The sequence below is a fragment of the Proteus penneri genome (genome assembly GCF_003144535.1).
Taxonomy (GTDB): domain Bacteria; phylum Pseudomonadota; class Gammaproteobacteria; order Enterobacterales; family Enterobacteriaceae; genus Proteus; species Proteus penneri.
This window is the reverse complement of sequence record NZ_PHFJ01000003.1, coordinates 88,061-108,044: the sequence shown is the minus strand read 5'-3', so window position 1 is coordinate 108,044 and position 19,984 is coordinate 88,061. Positions and strand designations below refer to the sequence as shown.

The following is a 19,984-nucleotide window of genomic DNA, read 5'->3' as shown; positions in this document are numbered from 1 at the left end:
CTATAACAAATGATCCCACGTATATCGCAAGCACCGCAAGTTAGTGAACTCACAACAGAATTTCTTGATACTCTTCGAAAAAACGGTTTCACCGGTGATATCTCCAGCAGTTATGCTGACAGACTCACTATGGCAACAGATAATAGTATTTACCAGTTATTGCCACAGGCGGTGGTTTTTCCTCGCTCAACAGCTGACGTAACTATTGTTGCACGTCTGGTCGATGAACCCAAATTTCATTCGCTTTCTTTGACACCAAGAGGGGGTGGTACAGGTACTAATGGGCAGGCTTTAACAGATGGTATCGTCGTCGATTTATCTCGCTATATGAAAAGTATCATTGAGATAAACCCAGAAGAACGTTGGGTGAAAGTGGAAGCAGGAGTGATAAAAGATGAGCTTAATCTTTTTTTAAAACCTTATGGCTTCTTTTTTGCACCAGAACTTTCTACCAGTAACCGCGCCACATTAGGTGGAATGATTAACACTGATGCCTCGGGGCAAGGTTCTATGGTTTATGGTAAAACCTCTGATCATGTCCTTGGTATTCGGGCGGTCTTGTTAGGTGGCGAACTCCTTGAAACTCGTGCTATGGATACGGCATTAGCCGAGAATATCGCACAAGAAAGCTCTGCTATTGGGAAGGTTTATCGAACTGTTTTATCCCGTTGCAAAGAGCAACGAAAACTTATTCTTGAAAAATTTCCTAAATTAAACCGCTTTTTAACCGGATATGATTTGCGTCATGTTTTTAGTGATGACATGAAACGCTTTGATTTAACCCGAATTTTAACCGGTTCAGAGGGCACACTGGCTTTTATTACTGAAGCAACGTTGGATATCACGCCAATTCCTAAACAACGTAGCTTAGTGAATGTAAAATATGACTCTTTTGATTCAGCATTGCGTAATGCGCCTTTTTTAGTTAAAGCAAATGCATTGTCTGTTGAAACTGTTGATTCCAAAGTATTAAATCTCGCTCGTGAAGATATTGTTTGGCACTCCGTTAAAGAGTTGATTACTGATATACCTGATAAAGATATGCAAGGCCTTAATATTGTTGAATTTGCGGGTGATGATAAAGATCTTATCGCTTCACAAGTCGCCTCATTATGCCAACGCTTAGATTCATTAATGAAAGAGGGTCAGAGCGGGGTGATCGGTTATCAAGTCTGTGAGGACTTGGCAGATATTAACCGTATTTATGCCATGCGTAAAAAAGCGGTTGGTTTATTAGGTAACGCAAAAGGGCAAGCAAAGCCCATTCCTTTTGTGGAAGATACTTGCGTACCACCAGAACATCTTGCTGATTATATTACAGAATTTAGAGCGTTACTGGATAGTCATCAACTCAATTATGGCATGTTTGGACATGTCGATGCAGGTGTATTACACGTAAGACCTGCTCTTGATATGTGCGATCCACAGCAAGAATTATTGATGAAATCTATCTCAGATGACATTGTCACGTTAACAGCTAAATATGGTGGGTTACTCTGGGGTGAACATGGAAAAGGCTTTAGAGCGCAATACAGTCCCGAATTTTTCGGAGAAACACTCTATCATGAGCTACGTCAAATCAAAACGGTGTTCGATCCTCGAAATAGATTAAATCCTGGAAAAATATGTCCTCCTTTAGAGGTTGATGAACCGATGAAGCAAGTGGATACGATCAAACGAGGTACTTTTGATCGCACTATCCCTTTATCTGTCCGTCAAGATTTTAAAGGGGCTTTAGATTGTAATGGTAATGGGCTTTGCTTTAACTTTGATGCCAAAAGTCCAATGTGTCCTTCCATGAAAATTAGTGGGCAACGCATTCATTCACCTAAAGGACGAGCAGCACTCGTAAGAGAATGGCTACGCTTATTAACAGAGCAAGGCGTTAGTCCAAAACAACTTAGTTCTAGCCTTGAAAATAATAAACCTAGCTTAAGAGGTTTAATTGAGAAAACACGTAATACATGGAAAGCTAAACGTGGTGAATATGACTTTTCTCATGAAGTAAAAGAGGCTATGAATGGTTGTTTGGCTTGTAAAGCTTGTTCAACGCAATGTCCGATTAAAATTGATGTGCCATCTTTTCGTTCTAAATTTACTGAGCTTTATCACCAGCGTTATTTACGTCCATTAAAAGACCATATTGTCGCTAATGTTGAATTGACAACGCCGATTATGGCGAAAGCACCTAAATTCTTTAATTTTTTTATGAAGCAACCGTTGGTGCAAACATTAAGTAAGCACACCATAGGAATGGTCGATTTACCTTTGTTGTCATCACCTACATTGAGACAGCAATTGGCAGGGCACAGCGCGTTAGATATGACGCTAGAAGATTTAGAACATTTATCAGAAAAGCAACGCAGTCATCATGTGCTGGTGGTACAAGATCCTTTTACTAGTTATTACGATGCAAAAGTGGTTGCCGATTTTATCAAGCTAATTGAAAAGATTGGATTTAAACCTGTCTTGTTACCATTTTCACCTAACGGTAAAGCGCAACATATTAAAGGTTTTTTACAGCAATTTAGTAAAACAGCGCAAAAAACGTCAATCATGCTTAATCGTGTTGCAAAATTAGGCATCCCTATGGTGGGAGTTGATCCTGCATTAGTACTTTGTTATCGCGATGAATATCGTGAAATACTGGGTGATAAGCGTGGTGATTTCAATGTTCAACTTGTTCATGAATGGTTAAGTCAATTGGTATCTGAGCCAATAGCTGTTCGTGATGATACCGAAAAATGGTATCTTTTCGGGCACTGTACAGAAGTGACGGCGCTACCACAAAGTATGAAACAGTGGCAGGCTATTTTCCAACATTATGGGCAGCAACTAGAATTTGTGAGTACTGGATGTTGTGGAATGGCAGGTACTTATGGACATGAACTAAATAATTATGAAAACTCATTGGGCATTTATCAGCTTTCATGGGGTAATGCACTAAAAACATTACCAACAATGCGTTGTTTAAGTACCGGTTATTCTTGTCGTAGTCAGGTGAAGCGTATTGATAATGTTGAGCTAAAACACCCACTACAGGCACTTTTGGAGATTATGCCATGATATGGAAACGTGAAACGACAATTGAGCATCTTAATCATATTGGTCAAAATAATATGATGAGCCATTTGGGTATTGAATTAACATGTCTTGGAGATGATTATCTTGAAGGAACAATGCCTGTTGATCATCGTACTAAGCAGCCTTTAGGCCTTTTACATGGTGGTGCTTCTGTTGTTTTAGCTGAAACATTGGGCTCTGTTGCGGGTTATCTTTGTACCGAAGGCGAACAAAAGATTGTTGGGCTAGAAATCAATGCGAATCATATTCGCTCAGCGAGAGAAGGCAAGGTAAGAGGGGTATGCAAACCTATTCATTTAGGACGTTCACACCAAGTCTGGTCAATAGAAATATTTGATGATGAAGGTCGTCAAGTGTGTATTTCTAGATTAACAACATCTGTTATTTCTTAAAGAATAAAAAATATACGCACAAAGTGAAATACTCGTTTTGTGCGTTTTTATTTTTATAGATAATATCAAAAAGAATAAAAATAGAGAGAGAAAATAAAACTATTTCTTTATTTAGATTTTATTTTTAATGATAATCATTATCTTCATAATAAAAGATAAGACGATCGATAATGTTAACTATTTCTAAATTAAACACCACAGTATTATTAATTGCAGGTTTATTAATCAGTGGGTGTGATAATAATTCTACCGTTAAAACGAGTAATGATATAAGTAATATTCCAGTACAAACTGTTTCTGGCTTTAATATGGCTTATCCCACTTCATTTACAATGAGCAGAGAAGATACTGAAAATTATTTCAAATCATTACCAGATAATGTTCAGGATGTCACAACAGAAATGATGGTTTATAAATCAGAACCTATTTGTGATTTGACAGAGGTTCGTTTGGTTTATTTTAAAATGATCGATGTAATGAGTTACGATGTGGATGCAGGCGCACAAGGCATTGTTGATAATATTGCGATAATAGATGGTATGAATGAAATATCCACATCAATAGAACCATTAACTATCCCAAATGTGGAAAGTCGACATGTCTTTTTTGAAGGAAAATATGCAAAAGAAAATGTCAGCTATGAAGGTATTTTAGCGGCTGATCTTAAAACGAATCGAGTATGGCAACTACAATTGATTAGTAATTTCAATAGCCTATCGAACAAACAAAAAAATAGCCAAACCCTTGAATGTACAAATAAATATATTCAAACCATCACTATCAATAAATAAGTACAAAGAGCACACAATCCAATAAGAGGCTATCACATAAGTGGTGCTATCTTGTCCCTTATGATAAGCATAAAAATGAATGTAAACAGAGCTAATAAGCTGTATGTAAAAACACATTTTTATGCTTTTTTATCTAAATTTCAGTGATAACATATAAAGTGCATTTATACTGCAACTTATGTGCGTATTGTGCGAAATATAAGAAAAATTAAAAGTTTTATTTTTTGTAATCAAAGAACAGAAAAGTGTTATATTACATGGTGTTAACATTTTCCATTAACAAATTAATTGCAAAAATAGAACAAAAAACACACATTTATGGAATATCCTTTCAAAAGACATGGTTGAAGTGATAAGGGTTATCATTACCATTAGTGACAGGAAAGATATCAATCTCCTTTCGAAATGAGGTCAGAAATGACAAACAATGTTGAAACTTTTTCTCTTGATGACACAGCTTGGCAAGGCATTGTATTAACGGATAGTGCGGCAAAGCATATCTGTCATTTGGTTGAGAAAAATCCTGAAAAACAAGGGCTTTCCTTAAGTATTAAACCCTCTGGTTGTACAGGGTATGGTTATGTTATTGAACTCGCTACAGCCCCAAATGACGATGATCTTGTTTATGAACATAATGGAGCAAAACTCTTTGTTTCATTAAAAGCAATGCCATTTATCGATGGGTTGGTTGTTGATTATGTTCGTGAAGGACTTAATCAAATGTTTAAATTTAATAATCCTAAAGCTCAAAATGTCTGCGGATGTGGTGAGAGCTTCGGGGTATAACATAGTGAAGTTAGATTATGTCTCAGAGCAATGTTGAAATTGGTGATGAAGTTCAGGGATGGCTAAGCGATCACCATTACAAAGAAGGTTTTTATACCGATATATCAACCGACACCTTAGAAAAAGGATTAAATGAAGCGGTTGTACGTGCAATATCGGCCAAAAGAAACGAGCCAGAGTGGATGCTGGAATTTCGTTTAGATGCTTATCGCCATTGGCTAGAAATGGAAGAGCCACATTGGCTAAAAGCGGATTATCCATCGCTTAATTATCAAGATTATAGCTACTATTCTGCACCATCTTGCAGTTCATGTTGTGCTAATGGCAGTTGTGCTGGTGGCACAAATGAGGCGGTAGTGGGTGATAAACAAGCCTCACAAGATTATTTAACTCAAGAAGTTGAAGATGCCTTTAACCAACTTGGAGTGCCTGTAAGAGAAGGACAAGCCGTTGCTGTCGATGCCATCTTTGACTCGGTTTCTGTTTCTACAACATATCGCGAAGAGCTTGCTGAACATGGCATTATTTTCTGCTCATTTAGCGAAGCTATTCAAGAATATCCTGATTTAGTGCGCCAATATTTAGGCACAGTTGTATCAAGCCATGATAACTACTTTGCTGCACTGAATGCCGCCGTCGCGTCTGATGGAACTTTTGTTTATATTCCCAAAGGGGTTCGTTGCCCAATGGAATTATCGACTTATTTCCGTATTAATGCGGCTCAAACAGGTCAATTTGAACGAACTATTCTGGTTGCTGATGAAGGCAGTTATGTCAGCTATATCGAAGGTTGTTCAGCGCCGGTTCGTGACAGTTATCAACTTCATGCCGCTGTGGTTGAAGTCATTATCCATAAAGATGCTGAAGTAAAATATTCTACAGTACAAAACTGGTTCTCTGGTGGCGATAGTGAAGGTGGCATCCTTAACTTTGTAACTAAGCGCGCTATCTGTGAAGGTGAAAACGCCAAGATGTCGTGGACGCAGTCAGAAACAGGCTCTGCAATCACTTGGAAATACCCAAGTGTGATTTTAAAAGGGGATAATTCTACTGCTGAATTTTTCTCGGTTGCTCTAACTAATGGTAATCAGCAAGCAGATACCGGTACTAAGATGATCCATATTGGCAAAAATACCAAATCAACCATTATCTCTAAAGGTATTTCTGCGGGTAAAAGTCAAAATAGTTACCGTGGACTTGTGAAAGTTCTTCCTAGTGCAAAAAATGCCCGTAATTTTACACAATGTGATTCCATGTTAATTGGTACGCAATGTGGCGCACATACTTTCCCATATGTTGAGGTAATGAATAACTCAGCACAGCTTGAGCATGAAGCGACAACGTCACGTATTGGTGAAGATCAACTGTTTTATTGTCGTCAACGTGGATTAAGTGAAGATGATGCAATCTCAATGATTGTAAACGGATTTTGTAAAGACGTGTTCTCAGAATTACCGCTGGAATTTGCTGTAGAAGCACAAAAATTATTAGCAATCAGCTTAGAACATAGCGTTGGTTAAGTATTAATCAAATTCTGGGTGTAACGATACCGAAGGCATATATTATGTTAGATATTAAAAATTTACATGTCAGTGTTGAAGGCAATGAAATCCTGAAAGGACTAGATTTGCAAGTTCGTGCAGGCGAAGTTCATGCGATTATGGGACCAAATGGTTCAGGTAAAAGTACCTTATCTGCAACACTTGCTGGTCGTGAGGAATATGAAGTAGATGAAGGTTCTATTACTTTCAAAAATAAAGATTTATTAGAATTAGAACCTGAAGAACGTGCAGGTGAAGGTATTTTTATGGCATTTCAATATCCTGTTGAAATACCCGGTGTTAGTAATCAATTTTTCTTACAATCTTCAGTGAATGCAGTAAGAGAATATCGTGGGCAAGAGCCGTTAGATCGCTTTGATTTTGAAGATTTTATTGAAGATAAAATCAAATTACTGGATATGCCTCAAGATTTGTTAACACGTTCTGTTAACGTGGGGTTTTCAGGTGGTGAGAAAAAACGTAACGATATTTTGCAAATGGCCGCACTAGAGCCTGAACTATGCATTTTAGATGAAACCGACTCAGGGCTTGATATTGATGCATTAAAAATCGTGTCTAATGGTGTTAATAGCCTACGAGATGGTAAACGTGCGTTTATTGTTGTAACACACTATCAACGTATTCTTGATTATATTAAACCTGATTTTGTGCACGTGCTTTATCAGGGAAAAATCATTAAATCAGGTGATTTTTCATTAGCGCAAAAATTGGAGGAACAAGGTTATGGCTGGCTTATTGACCCTCAATGAAAAGCGTGAAAAACAGCGCCAAGTTGAACTACGTAATCAACAAGCACTAAAGACGTTTTCTGAATTATATCATCAACGTAAAGGTGACGATAATCTCAATGCTCGCAATCATTGGTTGCAAGTTGAGAAAGTCGGTTTTCCTGTTTATCGTCATGAAGATTGGCACTATACGCCATTAGATGAGACGTTAAGCCAAAGCTATCAACAGTTGCCAGCTTTTGATGTGCAAAGTCTAATTACTAAACATGCTTTAGCGCTTGATTGTTATCGTGTTGTGATGGTAAATGGTACGTTTTCGCCAATAGAAAGCAGTGAAGAGTTTGGCCCTTATCAAGTGACGTTACTTGATAATCAGAGTGAGTTACCTGAGGCCGTCAATGGTGAAATTTTCCTGCATTTAGTTGAAAGTTTAGCCCCACATCCTTTGCTTATTACCCTGAAAAACGGTGTTATTGCGGATAAACCGCTTTATATCCTTAATATTACACAAGGCGAGAGTGGTGCAGAGGTGAATAACGCGAATTATCGTTTTCACCTTGATGTAGGTGCTAATACACAAATGCAGGTTATTGAGCACTATATCAGCAGTGACAACAAAAACCGTCATTTTACAGGTGCAAGATTAACAGCAGCGATTGGTGATAATGCCTCTTTTAACCATATTAAATTAGGTTTTGAGAATGGCGTAAGTCAGCACTTTGCTCATAACGATCTGACGATAGGTCGTGATGCTCGTGTTAATAGTTATGCTTTTTTATTGGGTGCTAAACTCAGCCGTCATCATACGAGTTCTGCGCTAAAAGGTGAAAATACAGTGCTTTCGATGAATAGCGTTGTATTACCTAAAGCAGGTGAAATTGCAGATACTCGTACTTGGTTGGTCCATGGTGAGAAAAATTGCCAAAGTCGCCAATTGCATAAAAGTATTGCTATGGATGCAGGAAAGGCCGTATTTAACGGTATGATCACTGTTACGCCACAAGCATTAAAAACAGACGGTCAAATGACTAATAATAATCTGTTGTTGGGTGATAAAGCGCAAATTGATACTAAGCCACAGCTTGAGATCTATGCTGATGATGTGAAATGTAGCCATGGTGCCACTGTGGGGCGAATTGATGATGAACAACTATTTTATTTACGTTCACGCGGTATTTCTTTAACCGATGCTCGTAAAATGATTATTCATGCATTTGCTGCTGAATTAACTGAATCGATAGAAAATAGTGTGATTAAATCGCTTGTATTAGACAGAATCAATCAGCGCTTATTAGAGGTATAAAATAAGGCATTATGACGCATTCCATTGAAAAAGCGCGAGATGACTTTCCAATTCTTTCACAGCAAGTGAAAGGAAAATCACTGGTCTACCTCGACAGTGCCGCAAGTGCTCAAAAACCAGCTTGCGTCATTGAACATGAAAAGCAGTTTGCCTTAACACAATATGCCGCGGTTCATCGCGGCATTCATACGTTAAGTGCAAATGCGACAACATTAGTTGAAAATGTCCGTAAAAAAGCTTGTGATTTTTTAGGTGCCCATAGCGAAGAAGAGATTGTTTTTGTTAAAGGAACAACGGAAGGGATCAATCTAATTGCGAATGTTTATAGTCAACGATTTTTAAATGATGGTGACAATATCATCATCACAGAAATGGAACATCATGCAAATATTGTTCCTTGGTATATGTTGGCAAAACAGTGTGGTTTTAATGTTCGTGTATTACCGCTATTACAAGATGGTACACTCGATTTAGCTCAATTACCTCGCTTAATCGATGAAAGAACTAAATTACTCAGCCTTTCGCATCAATCAAATGTATTGGGCACAGTGAATCCTATCGCTCAAATTATTCGTGATGCTCGCCAATATGCTATTGAGCAAGGAGGGGAGTTACATATATTGGTTGATGGGGCTCAAAGTGCAATGCATCGAACAATTAATGTTTCACAACTTGATTGTGACTTTTTTGTTTGTAGCGGTCATAAACTTTATGGGCCTACGGGTATTGGCTTGTTGTATGGCAAAAAAGAGATACTAGATGAATTACCGCCTTGGGAAGGCGGTGGTGCAATGATAAAGCATGTTCATATTAATGGTGATATTACCTACGCAGATGCACCTTGGCGCTTTGAAGCGGGAACACCGAATATAATGGGAATGATTGGCTTGGGTGCTGCATTAGATTATCTTTCAAATTTAGGCATGAATAATATTGCTGAGTATGAAAATCATATAATCAAGTATGCTCAAAAGCAGCTACAAAAAGTAAAATCTTTAACGCTGTATGGCAATGATTCTCGCCAAGGTGTGATAGCCTTTAATTTAGGTAAACATCACGCTTATGACGTGGGTGCTTTTCTTGATAATTATGGTATTGCGATCCGTACTGGGCATCATTGTGCGATGCCAATTATGGATTATTATCAAGTTCCTGCAATGTGTCGTGCATCTCTTGGCTTATATACCAATAAAAATGATATCGATGCGTTGGTTAATGCGCTATTACGTGTTGAAATGTTATTAGGTTAAAGATTAAAAAAAGAGGTTATTCATGGCAGTTGCCAATTTGCCAGATGAAGCAAAACTATTACGCAATTTTTCTCGTTGCCAAGATTGGGAGCAGCGTTATCTTTATATGATGGAGCTAGGTGAGCGTCTCCCTCCTTTAACAGATGAACAACGCATTTCAGCTAACTTTATTGAAGGTTGCCAAAGCCAAGTTTGGATTGCTGTTTCTCTTAATGAGAGTAAACAACTTATCCTTTCTGGTGATAGTGATGCAGGCATTGTTAAAGGACTAGTCGCCTTGGTTATTATCTTATTTCAAGGTAAAACAGTTGAGCAAGCTTTAGCGACGGATGTAAAACATTATTTTTCATCATTAGCACTAGAAAGTCACTTAACACCTTCTCGTACGCAGGGTTTACATGCAATGGTTACGACACTAGTTAAGCGTTTTTCAGAATACGCTGTAGCATAAATGTTACCTGATCCCGCTTTAATGTTCTAAACTGACTTATTATATGAAAGCATAACAATGATAATGTTATCATCATAATAGTCAGTTTATTTTATTTCTAACACACGGGATAAACGATGAAAAAATGGTTAACTCTCTTGGGTGCATCGCTATTAGGGATGAGTAGTCACCTATCTTATGCGACAGAATATCTACTACCTGCTGATGACCAGCGTATTATTGGTGAAAACTTTTCATATATAGTTCCCGATGATAAACGCTCACTAGAAGCTATTGCGTCCGAATACCAAGTGGGGTTGCTCAATATGATGGAAGCAAATCCTGGTATTGATCCTCTTTTACCTGATGCAGGTAAAACATTAACTATTCCATTACAGATGATTTTGCCTGACACAGTGCGAAAAGGTATTGTAATCAATCTTGCTGAATTGCGCCTTTATTATTACCCCAAAGAAGGTGGTACAGTTGATGTTTACCCTATTGGTATTGGTCAATTAGGGCGAGAAACACCTGAAATGGTAACTTCTATTTCTCAACTTATAAAAGATCCTACTTGGACACCGACGGCGAATATTCGAAAAAACTATGCGGCAAAAGGGATAACATTACCTGCGGTTGTTCCTGCTGGTCCTGAAAACCCTATGGGGGCTTATGCGTTAAGATTGGCACATAGTCGAGGTGAATACCTTATTCATGGTACTAACGCTGATTTTGGTATCGGTTTAAGAGTAAGCTCAGGCTGCATTCGTTTACGTCCAAATGATATTGAGACACTATTTAATGTCGTACCTAAAGGAAGCCGTGTTCAGGTTATCAATAAACCGATTAAATTTACTGAAACTGCAGACGGTAGACAATTTATTGAAGTTCATCAGCCACTATCCCGCAATGAAGATGACGATCCACAAACTATGCCTTTTACATTTACGAAGCAATTTAATGCTTGGTATGAAAGTGGCAAAGTCAATAAAGATAAAGTCGATGCAGAGCTTATTCGTCGCTCGGGTATACCTGTGGATGTCACTATCAATTAAATTTTTCTCAAGATTATAGAAAAACATATAAAAAACAGGTTGTTAGACATCTGTTTTTTTATGTAAAGAGAAGGGTTAAAACAAACTAATCAGATAAAAGGCGCATTTTTGACATTAAATCAAGGCTATGGTCTTTAGTATAAATAGCTTCTTTATAGATATAAGGTAATAGATATTATGCCACATAATGTAAATATTACTTCTAATGTGACTGATACTTTTGATCGTATTATTTCTAGTATTGAAAAAAAATATAGCCAATTAGCAAATGTAATCACTGCACTAAAAAATAGTACACAAACTTTTTTTGTTGGAAGTGAAACGAAAAGACAACAGAATATTAATAAAATATGTGGTGAGTTTATTTATCTGATCTCAACACAAACAAAAAATAATGAAGATGAAAGATTAAACGTAACAAAATTGAATGATAGTGGTAGCGGGCGTATTAGTACTAGGTTAACCCATAAAACATTGACTAAAGATGTCAATAATTTATTCAATCTTATCCAAAGTGAACTTTTAAATCAACCTGATAAGAATCTCTCAATCACTGAGGGTTACTCTGATAATTCAGTCAATATAATGCTGGCGACACTATATCAATTGTATCAACAGGCGGATAAATATACTCAGGATGATATTAATTATACTAATAATAGTTCATTAAAATTTCAGATACTTGGATTAATTAATAATTTGATTATTAAAAGTAATAGCGAATCGACTGAAAACGGTAAGGCTATGACGTTACTTAAAAATATGAATGAAAAATATAAAAATGAATTAGATTTACAGATAGAAAAAATGAAGGAAAAAATAAAATATAAAGTTAAATAAATACTCAACGTCAAAAACATCTCGAAGAATACGGTCTGTTATAAAATACAAACCAAAGCCCTAACATTGTTAGGGCTTTGTGATAATGATAACCTAAAGCAGTTTTCAGCCTATCGGTGAATCAAATTACTTTTTATAAGTGGTGACTTGGTTATCTAAACGTTGATTTGCACGAGCCGCTTCATCGTAAGCTGATTTAGCTTCAGCGCGAGCAGATTGTACATCACTACTTAGTTGTTGAACTTGCGTGTTCAGGCGGCTTACGTCAGAAGAGATTTGATCTAATTGTGCATTATTACTAGAAGAACAACCCGCTAATAAGCCTGAAGCCAGAATTACCGCACCTAGTACAAGTTTCGCTTTCATAGTTACAACCTCTATTATTAGTTTGTGTAAAGGAACAAGTAGCATTTATATGAAACCATTAATAAGTATGGCACATATATAAGAAAATGCTGGATTTATTTACCGCATTCTACTGAACCATAAGTTGAACAATAGAAAAAATAACACCTAAAACGCAAATCTTCAGTACAAAAAATGCGTGTTATTTCACAAAAGATTTTTATTCATAAAAGTCTGATAGAAAAACATTTTATCTGCATTGTTTTATTGTCACTTATCTTTATCGCTATAAAGTACTACCTAGATTTACTTTTATGAAAATAGGTTCTACCTCATTTTTAAACGACTCAAGTGTAAATTTTTGGAAGTTGAGATCGTTATATCCCCTAAAGAGGAGTATCCCTCGTTCTAAATCGGTGAGTGTTGTCCATACCGAAAACTCGCTTGTATGAAGAGCTTTTAATGTGTTATGACCTAGTAAAGGATCGATTGTAGAATTTTTAGGGCGATCAAAACGATTCATAATATGCGCCAGTTCAACAAGTTGTGTGTCTTGATCAAAAACTTGATGGTAATACGTTGTGTAGTAGACAGCACGAATAAATCTATCAACAGAAGTATCAGAGCTTGGCAATGTTGCTAACGCAATTCCACTATCTGGTTGTCTTACCTTAATATGTCCGAGTGTGCTGGTGGAAATATTAATATTAGAAAGATGAGTATAATTATTTAAGTTGGTCAGATGCCATGGAAATAGTGGGCCATTAGTCATACAGTAAGTCGGATTATCATAAATATGCAATTTCCCCTCTGAAACTTCAACAACAATGCAATCTCCTGTTTTATCATAAAAAGCATAATGGAAAGGACTGGGTAAATTGTGTAATAGAAGTAACTTTTGTGACCAAAATGCTGTTTTAGGGATGTTTTGTTTTAATTCTTCAACAGTTGCATATTGTGCTAAAGCCCATTCACCAATTGCTGCGATAGGTACTGAGGTTGCGTAGTTTTCAGGGCTAAGATCATCGAGTTTTGAATCAGGGAGCATGTTCAAGCTAAAAGAAAGCCCTTCTGTATTGACTCCTTCAAGTACGTCTTTTGTTCCTTCTAAATTAATTGGTGCTGTAATGGCGATAAAAGGGTATTTAACGGCATATTTTAATCCTGGGGTACCATCGGGGGCATTTTGTTGGAAGGTATGAGCTTTAGGATAATATGCAAATATTGAGGCTGGTTTGTCGACTGAAAATTCCATTGTTCTACCATGATAAATGCGATTTTTCTTGTCTTTAATAGCAAGGGTAGTACAAGCAAAAGCATGGGCATTTATTGTGTCATCAGACATTTTACATCCTTATTTCACTTACATTAATAAAATAGTTTATTAAAAGCATAGAAGAAATATGGACAGTAAGAGAGGAAAAATCAGTAGAATAGAAGAAAATATAGGAAGAGAAGAAAAAACGCCACGATAACCGTAGCGTTTGAGCTATTGACGTACTATTAAATTACAGAACGTGAACAGATGAAGTATTTGTTGTACCGCTATCAACTAGGGCACCCGTAACCATAACAACACGCTCACCAGCATGAGCTAAACCACTTGCTAATGCTGCTTCTTTACCAATACGGTAGAAGTCATCAGTAGAAGCGATTTCGTTAACTAATTGAGTGGTAACACCTTTAACTAATAGTAACTGACGTGCAGTTTCTTCGTTATTTGTTAAAGCTAAGATTGGTGCAGTTGGGAAATATTTACGAATAGAACGCGCTGATTTACCACCAAAAGTTGCAACAACAATCAGAGGCGCATCTAAGTTTTCAGCCATTTCTACCGCACCGCGACAAACTGCTTCAGTTACACGTAATTTTGCAGTTGTTTGTTTGTAATCAAGGCGAGATTGCATAATACGGTCTGTACGATCACAGATAGTTGCCATGATAGTCACTGCTTCTACTGGGTATTTACCTTTCGCACTTTCACCTGACAACATAACAGCATCAGTACCATCTAAGATAGCATTCGCAACGTCACCTGCTTCAGCACGAGTAGGGCGTGGGTTTTTGATCATTGAATCTAACATTTGCGTTGCAGTGATAACCACTTTACGCGCAGCGTTACATTTTTCGATCATCATTTTTTGTGCGAAGATAACTTCTTCAACTGGGATCTCAACACCTAAGTCACCGCGGGCAACCATGATACCGTCAGAGGCTTCTAAGATCTCATCAAAATTATTTAAACCTTCTTGGTTCTCAATTTTTGAGATGATCATAATGTTTTCGCCGCCGTGTGCTTTTAAGTGAGCACGCATTTCTTCTACGTCAGAACGTTTACGAATAAATGATGCTGCAACGAAATCAACGCCTTGCTCGCAACCAAAGATAAGATCTTGTTTATCTTTTTCAGCTAATGCAGGTAAACCGATAGAAACGCCAGGTAAGTTCACACCTTTGTTTTCACCTAGGTCACCGTTGTTTAAAACTTCACAAACAACTTCAGTATCAGTTACAGCAGTTACCTTCATGCCGATAAGACCATCATCAACTAAAACGGTGTTACCAACAGTTAAATCTTTAGCGAAACCTTCATAAGTGACAGCAACGCGGTCTTTATTGCCAACGACAGTTTTGTCTGTGGTAAAAGTGAAAGTTTGGCCAGCAACTAAAGAGACATCGTTACCACCTTCTAATTTGATGGTACGGATTTCTGGGCCTTTAGTATCTAATAAAATAGCAGCTTTTTTGCCTGTTTTAGCGCAAACGTTACGCAGGTTCTTGATACGGTTGCCATGCTCTTCATAGTCACCGTGAGAGAAATTTAGACGCATAACATTCATGCCCGCGTCCAGTAATTGATTTAGTTTTTCTTCAGATTCGGTTTTTGGTCCGATGGTGCAAACAATTTTTGTCTTTTTCATGGCAGTCTATTTAATGGTTGTATTGTAATGGATGAATAAGGATTAATGTCGCTATTTTTAATCAACTGTGCGAAACAGAATATATAACTCATCTATAATGGATAAGTTGCGCAACATGTTAATGATTCAGCAACATCATAAAAAACTTGTCACTATTTTGTATCGAAGGTTGGTAGACATCTTACATTATAGTCTATCACGATTCATTTGTTCTGTTTTCTAAAGATGCCCGTAAATCAATACGCTGAAACCTTTCAACAAAATTATGTTTTGTATTATAGAGGTTAATTTCTATGAAGAAAATCGAAAAAAGGTAAATTTAAGTGATGTGATCAAAATACGGTGTTGACTGCTTGTTTTTTAAACGTTTTGTTGCGCAATAAAATATTGCAAGCAAAATTAATTATTTTGTAGGGTAGGTAAGATGAGTAAAAATTAGGAAAAAGAGAAATGGTGCGTCCAAGTGGACTCGAACCACCGACCCCCACCATGTCAAGGTGGTGCTCTAACCAACTGAGCTATGGACGCACTGTATTGAGATGTTGTTGAAAAATAAATGGTGCGTCCAAGTGGACTCGAACCACCGACCCCCACCATGTCAAGGTGGTGCTCTAACCAACTGAGCTATGGACGCATTATCTATTCTGGGTAACAACGGGAACGAATATTAACGAGATGATCCGATTCTGGCAAGAGGAAAAACACAAATTTATATTCAACTGCTCGTATTTAAAGCTATTTGTTGATATTTGTGTCATTCTCTTGCCAAATTAACCTTTTTTGTTTAACGCTCTGAGCGTAATAACACCACTTCATCAGATTGACGCTGGATCCACCAAATACGAGAACCCATCATAATCGCAGATGCGGTTAAACCAAGAATAAAGCCAATCCAGAAGCCGGCAGGGCCCATTGCTTCAACAAAATAATCAGTACGCCCTAAGATATAACCTGAAGGCAGACCAATGACCCAATAGGCAATAAAGGTAATAAAGAAGATAGAGCGCGTGTCTTTATACCCACGTAACACACCCGAGCCAATAACTTGTACTGAATCTGATAACTGATAAAGTGCAGCGAATAACATAAGATGAGACGCTAATGTTACCACTTCAATATTATCGTTATACATTAACGCGATTTTTTCTCTAAAGATGATAGAGAAAATCGCGGTACAACTTGCTATCATTAACCCAACTGCAAGTGCTGTAATCGCTGAAGTACGGGCTTGTTCTGTAGATCGTTGTCCTAAGTTGTGACCAACACGGATTGTCGCCGCGATTCCCAATGATAGAGGGAACATAAACATCAACGAGCTAAAATTCAGTGCAATTTGATGACTTGCCACTGCAGTAACGCCCAAAGGTGAAACTAATAATGCAACAACGGCAAATAGTGTTACCTCAAAGAATAAGGCTAGGCCAACGGGTAAGCCTAAAATAGTAATACGTTTTATCATGTGGAAATCAGGGCTTACTAAACGTTTCTTTGGCATAACGTCACGTTGTGTCGGTGCTCGGCGCACGTAATAACGCATCATTAAGAACATCGCCCAGAAAACAGCGGCCGTTGCAACACCGCAACCAATCCCCCCTAATTGTGGTGCACCAAATTTACCGTAAATAAAGGCATAGTTAACAGGGATATTAATCAATAATCCAATAAAGCCAATGATCATGCCGGGTTTTGTTTTCGATAATCCCTCACATTGGCTTCTCAGTACCTGATAATATAGGCAACCAGGGGCTCCCCACATAATGGCATGTATAAATCCTATGGCCTTTTCCGCTAATTCGGGTTCGATATCATGTTGCGCTTCAATAATAAAACGGCAGTTATAAAGAATAGCAATTACCATGATTGATAAGAAAGTGGCGAGCCAAAAACCTTGCTGTGTACGATTAGCAATGTGTTTTCGTTGTCCTGAACCATTTAATTGTGCAACGATTGGTGTTAAAGCCATTAATATGCCTTGGCCTAATAAAATCGTTGGTAACCAAATAGACGTACCTACTGCTACTGCCGACATCTCTGTAGCATTTACAGCACCCGCCATGACAGTATCAACCACTCCCATTGCTGTTTGGGAAAATTGCGCGATGATAACGGGGATACCGAGAGCAAGTAAGCTACGCGCTTCTCTTATATACTTCTGCACGCATACACCTTTATTTATTATAAGAAAACGAGAAAGGGGGGAGAACAAACGTCGCGTTGTTAAATGACGTAAAGAGATCCTCAAGACCGCTTATTCTAATGATAAAAGTTTAATTAGCAACGAAAGAAATTAGGCTTTTTAAACACAGAATTTTGATAATTTATTAGGTGTTTTTACGCTATATTGAACGGCAATAATTAATAAGGAACAAATACGGTAATTGTTCCTTTGGATTAATACGAGCTATGTTATCCTGAATAGCATAAAACCTAAATTGAGTTTACCAGTTTATCGACCCAAGGAGATGTAAGATGTTTACAGGTATTGTTCAGGGAAAAGGGCGGGTTATTGCTATCGAAGATAAAGGCGATTTTCGTACCCATATCATTGAATTACCCAACGAGTTAGTCAGCAATTTAGAAACAGGTGCTTCTGTTGCAAATAATGGTTGCTGTTTAACGGTTACTAAAATTGAAGGCACACATATTAGCTTTGATTTAGTGAAAGAGACATTACGTTTAACTAACCTTGGTGAATTAAAAGTCGGCTCTGAAGTAAATATTGAGAGAGCGGCTAAATATGGTGATGAAATTGGTGGGCATGTGATGTCTGGTCATATTGTGACAACAGCTGAAGTTGCCAAAATTATTACATCAGAGAATAACTTACAAATCTGGTTCCGTATCTTTGATAAAGCATTAATGAAGTATATTTTACACAAAGGTTTTATCGGTATTGATGGGATCAGTTTAACTGTTGGCGATGTGGTTAATAATCGTTTTTGTGTACACTTAATTCCTGAAACGCGTGATAGAACAACATTAGGTTGTAAACGTCTTGGTGATAAGGTCAATATTGAACTTGATCCTCAAACTCAGGCGATTGTAGATACAGTAGAGCGCGTTATGGCACAACAGGCACAGCAGAAAGCTTTGTTAGTAGCAACCGAACAAAATGAAAATAAGGAATAAGAAGCACATAATTAACTATTAACGTGTTGCGCTTAAAAGGGAATTAAAAAGCCAGTTTATTGATTAAACTGGCTTTTTTAAGAAAAAATCAACGTGGAATTTGTAAGCCACCAATCTGTCCTTTAGGGCTTAACATAATTTGCCATAATTGAATATCTCTGGCTCTAAATGCACCTGCACACGCATTTAGATAATAGCTAAACATGCGTTTAAAACGAGGCGTGTAATTTGACTCAATGTCTGGCCAGCAGGCTAAAAATCGTTGATACCATGCCATTAAGGTTTTATCGTAATCAGCACCGAAATTGTGCCAATCTTCCATTACGAATTTACCGTCTATCGCACTTGCAATTTTTTGGATGGAGGGTAAACAACCATTAGGAAATATATATTTACTGATCCAACTATCTACATTTACTTTATCGCGATTAGAACCTATGGTATGCAATAAAAACAGACCATCTTCCTTTAAGTTACGACGAACCACATCAAAATAGGTTTCATAGTTTTTAGGTCCTACATGTTCAAACATACCGACTGAAACGATACGATCAAATTGTTCATGTAAATCGCGGTAGTCTTCTAAAATAATATTAACATCAAGTCCTTGGCATCGTTCTTGTGCCAATTTCTGTTGTTCAATAGAAATAGTAACCCCTGTGACAGAAACACCAAAATGTTTTGCCGCATAAGCAGAAAGTCCTCCCCAACCACAGCCAATATCTAGTAAGGTCATTCCTGGTTTTAGATCTAATTTTCGGCAAATTAAATCTAATTTATGTTCTTGGGCTTGTGCTAGATTATCGGCCTGTTTCCAGTATCCACAGGAATATTGCATATTAGGGTCAAGCATAGCGATAAATAAATCATTACCGAGATCGTAATGTTCTTTACCTACCATCCAAGCTCGTTTTTGTGTTTGTAAATTGAAAAGGCGTGCTGTCGCAATTCTGAAAATATCATGTAGATTTTTAGGAAGTTTGTTTTCAAGGCCCGCACGTAAAATTTTATGAAAAAATATATCTAGTCGTTCACAATCCCACCAGCCATCCATATAGCTTTCACCGAGTCCAAGTGAACCTTGCTGTAATACTCTTTTATAAAAATTTTGATTATTAACTTGAATATCATAAGGTTCTGAACCATTAACTCGAATATCAGCATGAGTTAATAGTTCGATAGCAATCCTTTTATAAGGATCATTGGAGGTCTTTCGGCCTTCTTCTACACAAGATGTACTCATAAATTCTCCGGCGTAAACTAAGCGGGTTTAGAGACATAAACTAAGAAAGAATGTGCGTAGATAGATAGTATTAAAATAGTATTGTGTTCAATATGAATTGAACGGATAGAATTAATAAAACAACT

The 19,984-nt window shown here is 37.4% G+C and carries 17 protein-coding genes and 2 tRNA genes; 12 read left to right on the top strand and 7 right to left on the bottom strand.

The window, feature by feature from the left end:
* The first annotated feature begins 9 nt into the window (after nucleotides 1–9).
* The 11 genes from ydiJ to CUB63_RS05280 all read left to right on the top strand — a co-directional run bounded on the left by ydiJ (nucleotide 10) and on the right by CUB63_RS05280 (nucleotide 12,221).
* Nucleotides 10–3,066 (top strand): D-2-hydroxyglutarate dehydrogenase YdiJ, encoded by a 3,057-nt coding sequence (ydiJ, locus tag CUB63_RS05330; RefSeq protein ID WP_109847613.1) that lies wholly within the window; start codon nucleotides 10–12, stop codon nucleotides 3,064–3,066.
* Nucleotides 3,063–3,476 (top strand): 1,4-dihydroxy-2-naphthoyl-CoA hydrolase, encoded by a 414-nt coding sequence (gene menI / locus CUB63_RS05325; RefSeq protein WP_006537067.1) that lies wholly within the window; start codon nucleotides 3,063–3,065, stop codon nucleotides 3,474–3,476. Before ydiJ ends, menI begins: the two co-directional genes overlap by 4 nt.
* A gap of 170 nt (nucleotides 3,477–3,646) precedes the next feature.
* Nucleotides 3,647–4,267 carry a hypothetical protein gene (locus tag CUB63_RS05320; protein WP_109400330.1) on the top strand — a complete coding sequence of 207 codons (621 nt, stop codon included), beginning with the start codon at nucleotides 3,647–3,649 and terminating at the stop codon, nucleotides 4,265–4,267.
* Between the two features lie 417 nt (nucleotides 4,268–4,684).
* Nucleotides 4,685–5,053: a Fe-S cluster assembly scaffold SufA gene (gene sufA / locus CUB63_RS05315; protein WP_072062558.1), complete on the top strand. Its 369-nt coding sequence runs from the start codon at nucleotides 4,685–4,687 to the stop codon at nucleotides 5,051–5,053.
* A 17-nt stretch (nucleotides 5,054–5,070) separates the two neighbouring features.
* A complete protein-coding gene (sufB, locus tag CUB63_RS05310; RefSeq protein WP_109847612.1) occupies nucleotides 5,071–6,573 on the top strand; it encodes a Fe-S cluster assembly protein SufB in 1,503 nt (500 codons plus the stop codon).
* 44 nt (nucleotides 6,574–6,617) lie between these two features.
* On the top strand, nucleotides 6,618–7,364 hold the full coding sequence (gene sufC / locus CUB63_RS05305) for a Fe-S cluster assembly ATPase SufC (protein WP_072062556.1): 747 nt from the start codon (nucleotides 6,618–6,620) through the stop codon (nucleotides 7,362–7,364).
* Nucleotides 7,339–8,646, top strand: a complete 1,308-nt coding sequence (gene sufD / locus CUB63_RS05300; protein ID WP_006537062.1) for a Fe-S cluster assembly protein SufD — start codon at nucleotides 7,339–7,341, stop codon at nucleotides 8,644–8,646. Before sufC ends, sufD begins: the two co-directional genes overlap by 26 nt.
* 11 nt (nucleotides 8,647–8,657) lie before the next feature.
* Complete coding sequence (sufS, locus tag CUB63_RS05295) at nucleotides 8,658–9,896, top strand: cysteine desulfurase SufS (protein ID WP_170110779.1); 1,239 nt, start codon at nucleotides 8,658–8,660, stop codon at nucleotides 9,894–9,896.
* A 22-nt stretch (nucleotides 9,897–9,918) separates the two neighbouring features.
* Nucleotides 9,919–10,347, top strand: coding sequence for a cysteine desulfuration protein SufE (sufE, locus tag CUB63_RS05290; RefSeq protein ID WP_109847610.1), 429 nt, complete (start codon nucleotides 9,919–9,921; stop codon nucleotides 10,345–10,347).
* 116 nt (nucleotides 10,348–10,463) lie between these two features.
* Nucleotides 10,464–11,381 carry a L,D-transpeptidase family protein gene (locus CUB63_RS05285; RefSeq protein WP_006537056.1) on the top strand — a complete coding sequence of 306 codons (918 nt, stop codon included), beginning with the start codon at nucleotides 10,464–10,466 and terminating at the stop codon, nucleotides 11,379–11,381.
* A 177-nt stretch (nucleotides 11,382–11,558) separates the two neighbouring features.
* Nucleotides 11,559–12,221, top strand: a complete 663-nt coding sequence (locus CUB63_RS05280) for a hypothetical protein (RefSeq protein ID WP_109847609.1) — start codon at nucleotides 11,559–11,561, stop codon at nucleotides 12,219–12,221.
* 126 nt (nucleotides 12,222–12,347) lie between these two features.
* Here the strand turns inward: CUB63_RS05280 and CUB63_RS05275 are convergent, their stop codons facing one another.
* The 6 genes from CUB63_RS05275 to CUB63_RS05250 all read right to left on the bottom strand — a co-directional run bounded on the left by CUB63_RS05275 (nucleotide 12,348) and on the right by CUB63_RS05250 (nucleotide 17,645).
* Complete coding sequence (locus CUB63_RS05275; protein WP_069369313.1) at nucleotides 12,348–12,587, bottom strand: Lpp/OprI family alanine-zipper lipoprotein; 240 nt, start codon at nucleotides 12,585–12,587, stop codon at nucleotides 12,348–12,350.
* Nucleotides 12,588–12,852: 265 nt separating this feature from the next.
* The gene (locus tag CUB63_RS05270) at nucleotides 12,853–13,911 is read right to left on the bottom strand and encodes a linear amide C-N hydrolase (RefSeq protein WP_006537053.1); all 1,059 of its coding nucleotides are present in this window, start codon (nucleotides 13,909–13,911) and stop codon (nucleotides 12,853–12,855) included.
* A gap of 163 nt (nucleotides 13,912–14,074) precedes the next feature.
* Complete coding sequence (gene pykF / locus CUB63_RS05265) at nucleotides 14,075–15,487, bottom strand: pyruvate kinase PykF (protein WP_006537052.1); 1,413 nt, start codon at nucleotides 15,485–15,487, stop codon at nucleotides 14,075–14,077.
* Nucleotides 15,488–15,938: 451 nt separating this feature from the next.
* Nucleotides 15,939–16,015 (bottom strand) — tRNA-Val (locus CUB63_RS05260).
* A gap of 29 nt (nucleotides 16,016–16,044) precedes the next feature.
* A tRNA-Val gene (locus CUB63_RS05255) sits at nucleotides 16,045–16,121 on the bottom strand.
* A gap of 150 nt (nucleotides 16,122–16,271) precedes the next feature.
* Entirely contained in the window at nucleotides 16,272–17,645 is a 1,374-nt protein-coding gene (locus CUB63_RS05250) for an MATE family efflux transporter (protein ID WP_006537051.1), read from the bottom strand.
* 311 nt (nucleotides 17,646–17,956) lie between these two features.
* On the opposite strand from CUB63_RS05250, the gene CUB63_RS05245 reads away from it, so the two are divergent.
* On the top strand, nucleotides 17,957–18,616 hold the full coding sequence (locus CUB63_RS05245) for a riboflavin synthase (protein WP_006537050.1): 660 nt from the start codon (nucleotides 17,957–17,959) through the stop codon (nucleotides 18,614–18,616).
* An 88-nt stretch (nucleotides 18,617–18,704) separates the two neighbouring features.
* Here the strand turns inward: CUB63_RS05245 and cfa are convergent, their stop codons facing one another.
* Complete coding sequence (cfa, locus tag CUB63_RS05240; protein ID WP_006537049.1) at nucleotides 18,705–19,859, bottom strand: cyclopropane fatty acyl phospholipid synthase; 1,155 nt, start codon at nucleotides 19,857–19,859, stop codon at nucleotides 18,705–18,707.
* Between the last annotated feature and the right edge of the window lie 125 nt (nucleotides 19,860–19,984).

What these genes read in the sequence shown, in the direction of transcription:
- sufA (WP_072062558.1), top strand. Translation starts at nt 4,685, where the DNA reads ATGACAAACAATGTTGAAACTTTTTCTCTTGATGACACAGCTTGGCAA.
- CUB63_RS05280 (WP_109847609.1), top strand. Translation starts at nt 11,559, where the DNA reads ATGCCACATAATGTAAATATTACTTCTAATGTGACTGATACTTTTGAT.
- CUB63_RS05285 (WP_006537056.1), top strand. Translation starts at nt 10,464, where the DNA reads ATGAAAAAATGGTTAACTCTCTTGGGTGCATCGCTATTAGGGATGAGT.
- sufS (WP_170110779.1), top strand. Translation starts at nt 8,658, where the DNA reads ATGACGCATTCCATTGAAAAAGCGCGAGATGACTTTCCAATTCTTTCA.
- CUB63_RS05275 (WP_069369313.1), bottom strand. Translation starts at nt 12,587, where the DNA reads ATGAAAGCGAAACTTGTACTAGGTGCGGTAATTCTGGCTTCAGGCTTA.
- cfa (WP_006537049.1), bottom strand. Translation starts at nt 19,859, where the DNA reads ATGAGTACATCTTGTGTAGAAGAAGGCCGAAAGACCTCCAATGATCCT.
- CUB63_RS05245 (WP_006537050.1), top strand. Translation starts at nt 17,957, where the DNA reads ATGTTTACAGGTATTGTTCAGGGAAAAGGGCGGGTTATTGCTATCGAA.
- sufC (WP_072062556.1), top strand. Translation starts at nt 6,618, where the DNA reads ATGTTAGATATTAAAAATTTACATGTCAGTGTTGAAGGCAATGAAATC.
- sufB (WP_109847612.1), top strand. Translation starts at nt 5,071, where the DNA reads ATGTCTCAGAGCAATGTTGAAATTGGTGATGAAGTTCAGGGATGGCTA.
- CUB63_RS05270 (WP_006537053.1), bottom strand. Translation starts at nt 13,911, where the DNA reads ATGTCTGATGACACAATAAATGCCCATGCTTTTGCTTGTACTACCCTT.
- pykF (WP_006537052.1), bottom strand. Translation starts at nt 15,487, where the DNA reads ATGAAAAAGACAAAAATTGTTTGCACCATCGGACCAAAAACCGAATCT.
- CUB63_RS05320 (WP_109400330.1), top strand. Translation starts at nt 3,647, where the DNA reads ATGTTAACTATTTCTAAATTAAACACCACAGTATTATTAATTGCAGGT.
- menI (WP_006537067.1), top strand. Translation starts at nt 3,063, where the DNA reads ATGATATGGAAACGTGAAACGACAATTGAGCATCTTAATCATATTGGT.
- sufE (WP_109847610.1), top strand. Translation starts at nt 9,919, where the DNA reads ATGGCAGTTGCCAATTTGCCAGATGAAGCAAAACTATTACGCAATTTT.
- sufD (WP_006537062.1), top strand. Translation starts at nt 7,339, where the DNA reads ATGGCTGGCTTATTGACCCTCAATGAAAAGCGTGAAAAACAGCGCCAA.
- ydiJ (WP_109847613.1), top strand. Translation starts at nt 10, where the DNA reads ATGATCCCACGTATATCGCAAGCACCGCAAGTTAGTGAACTCACAACA.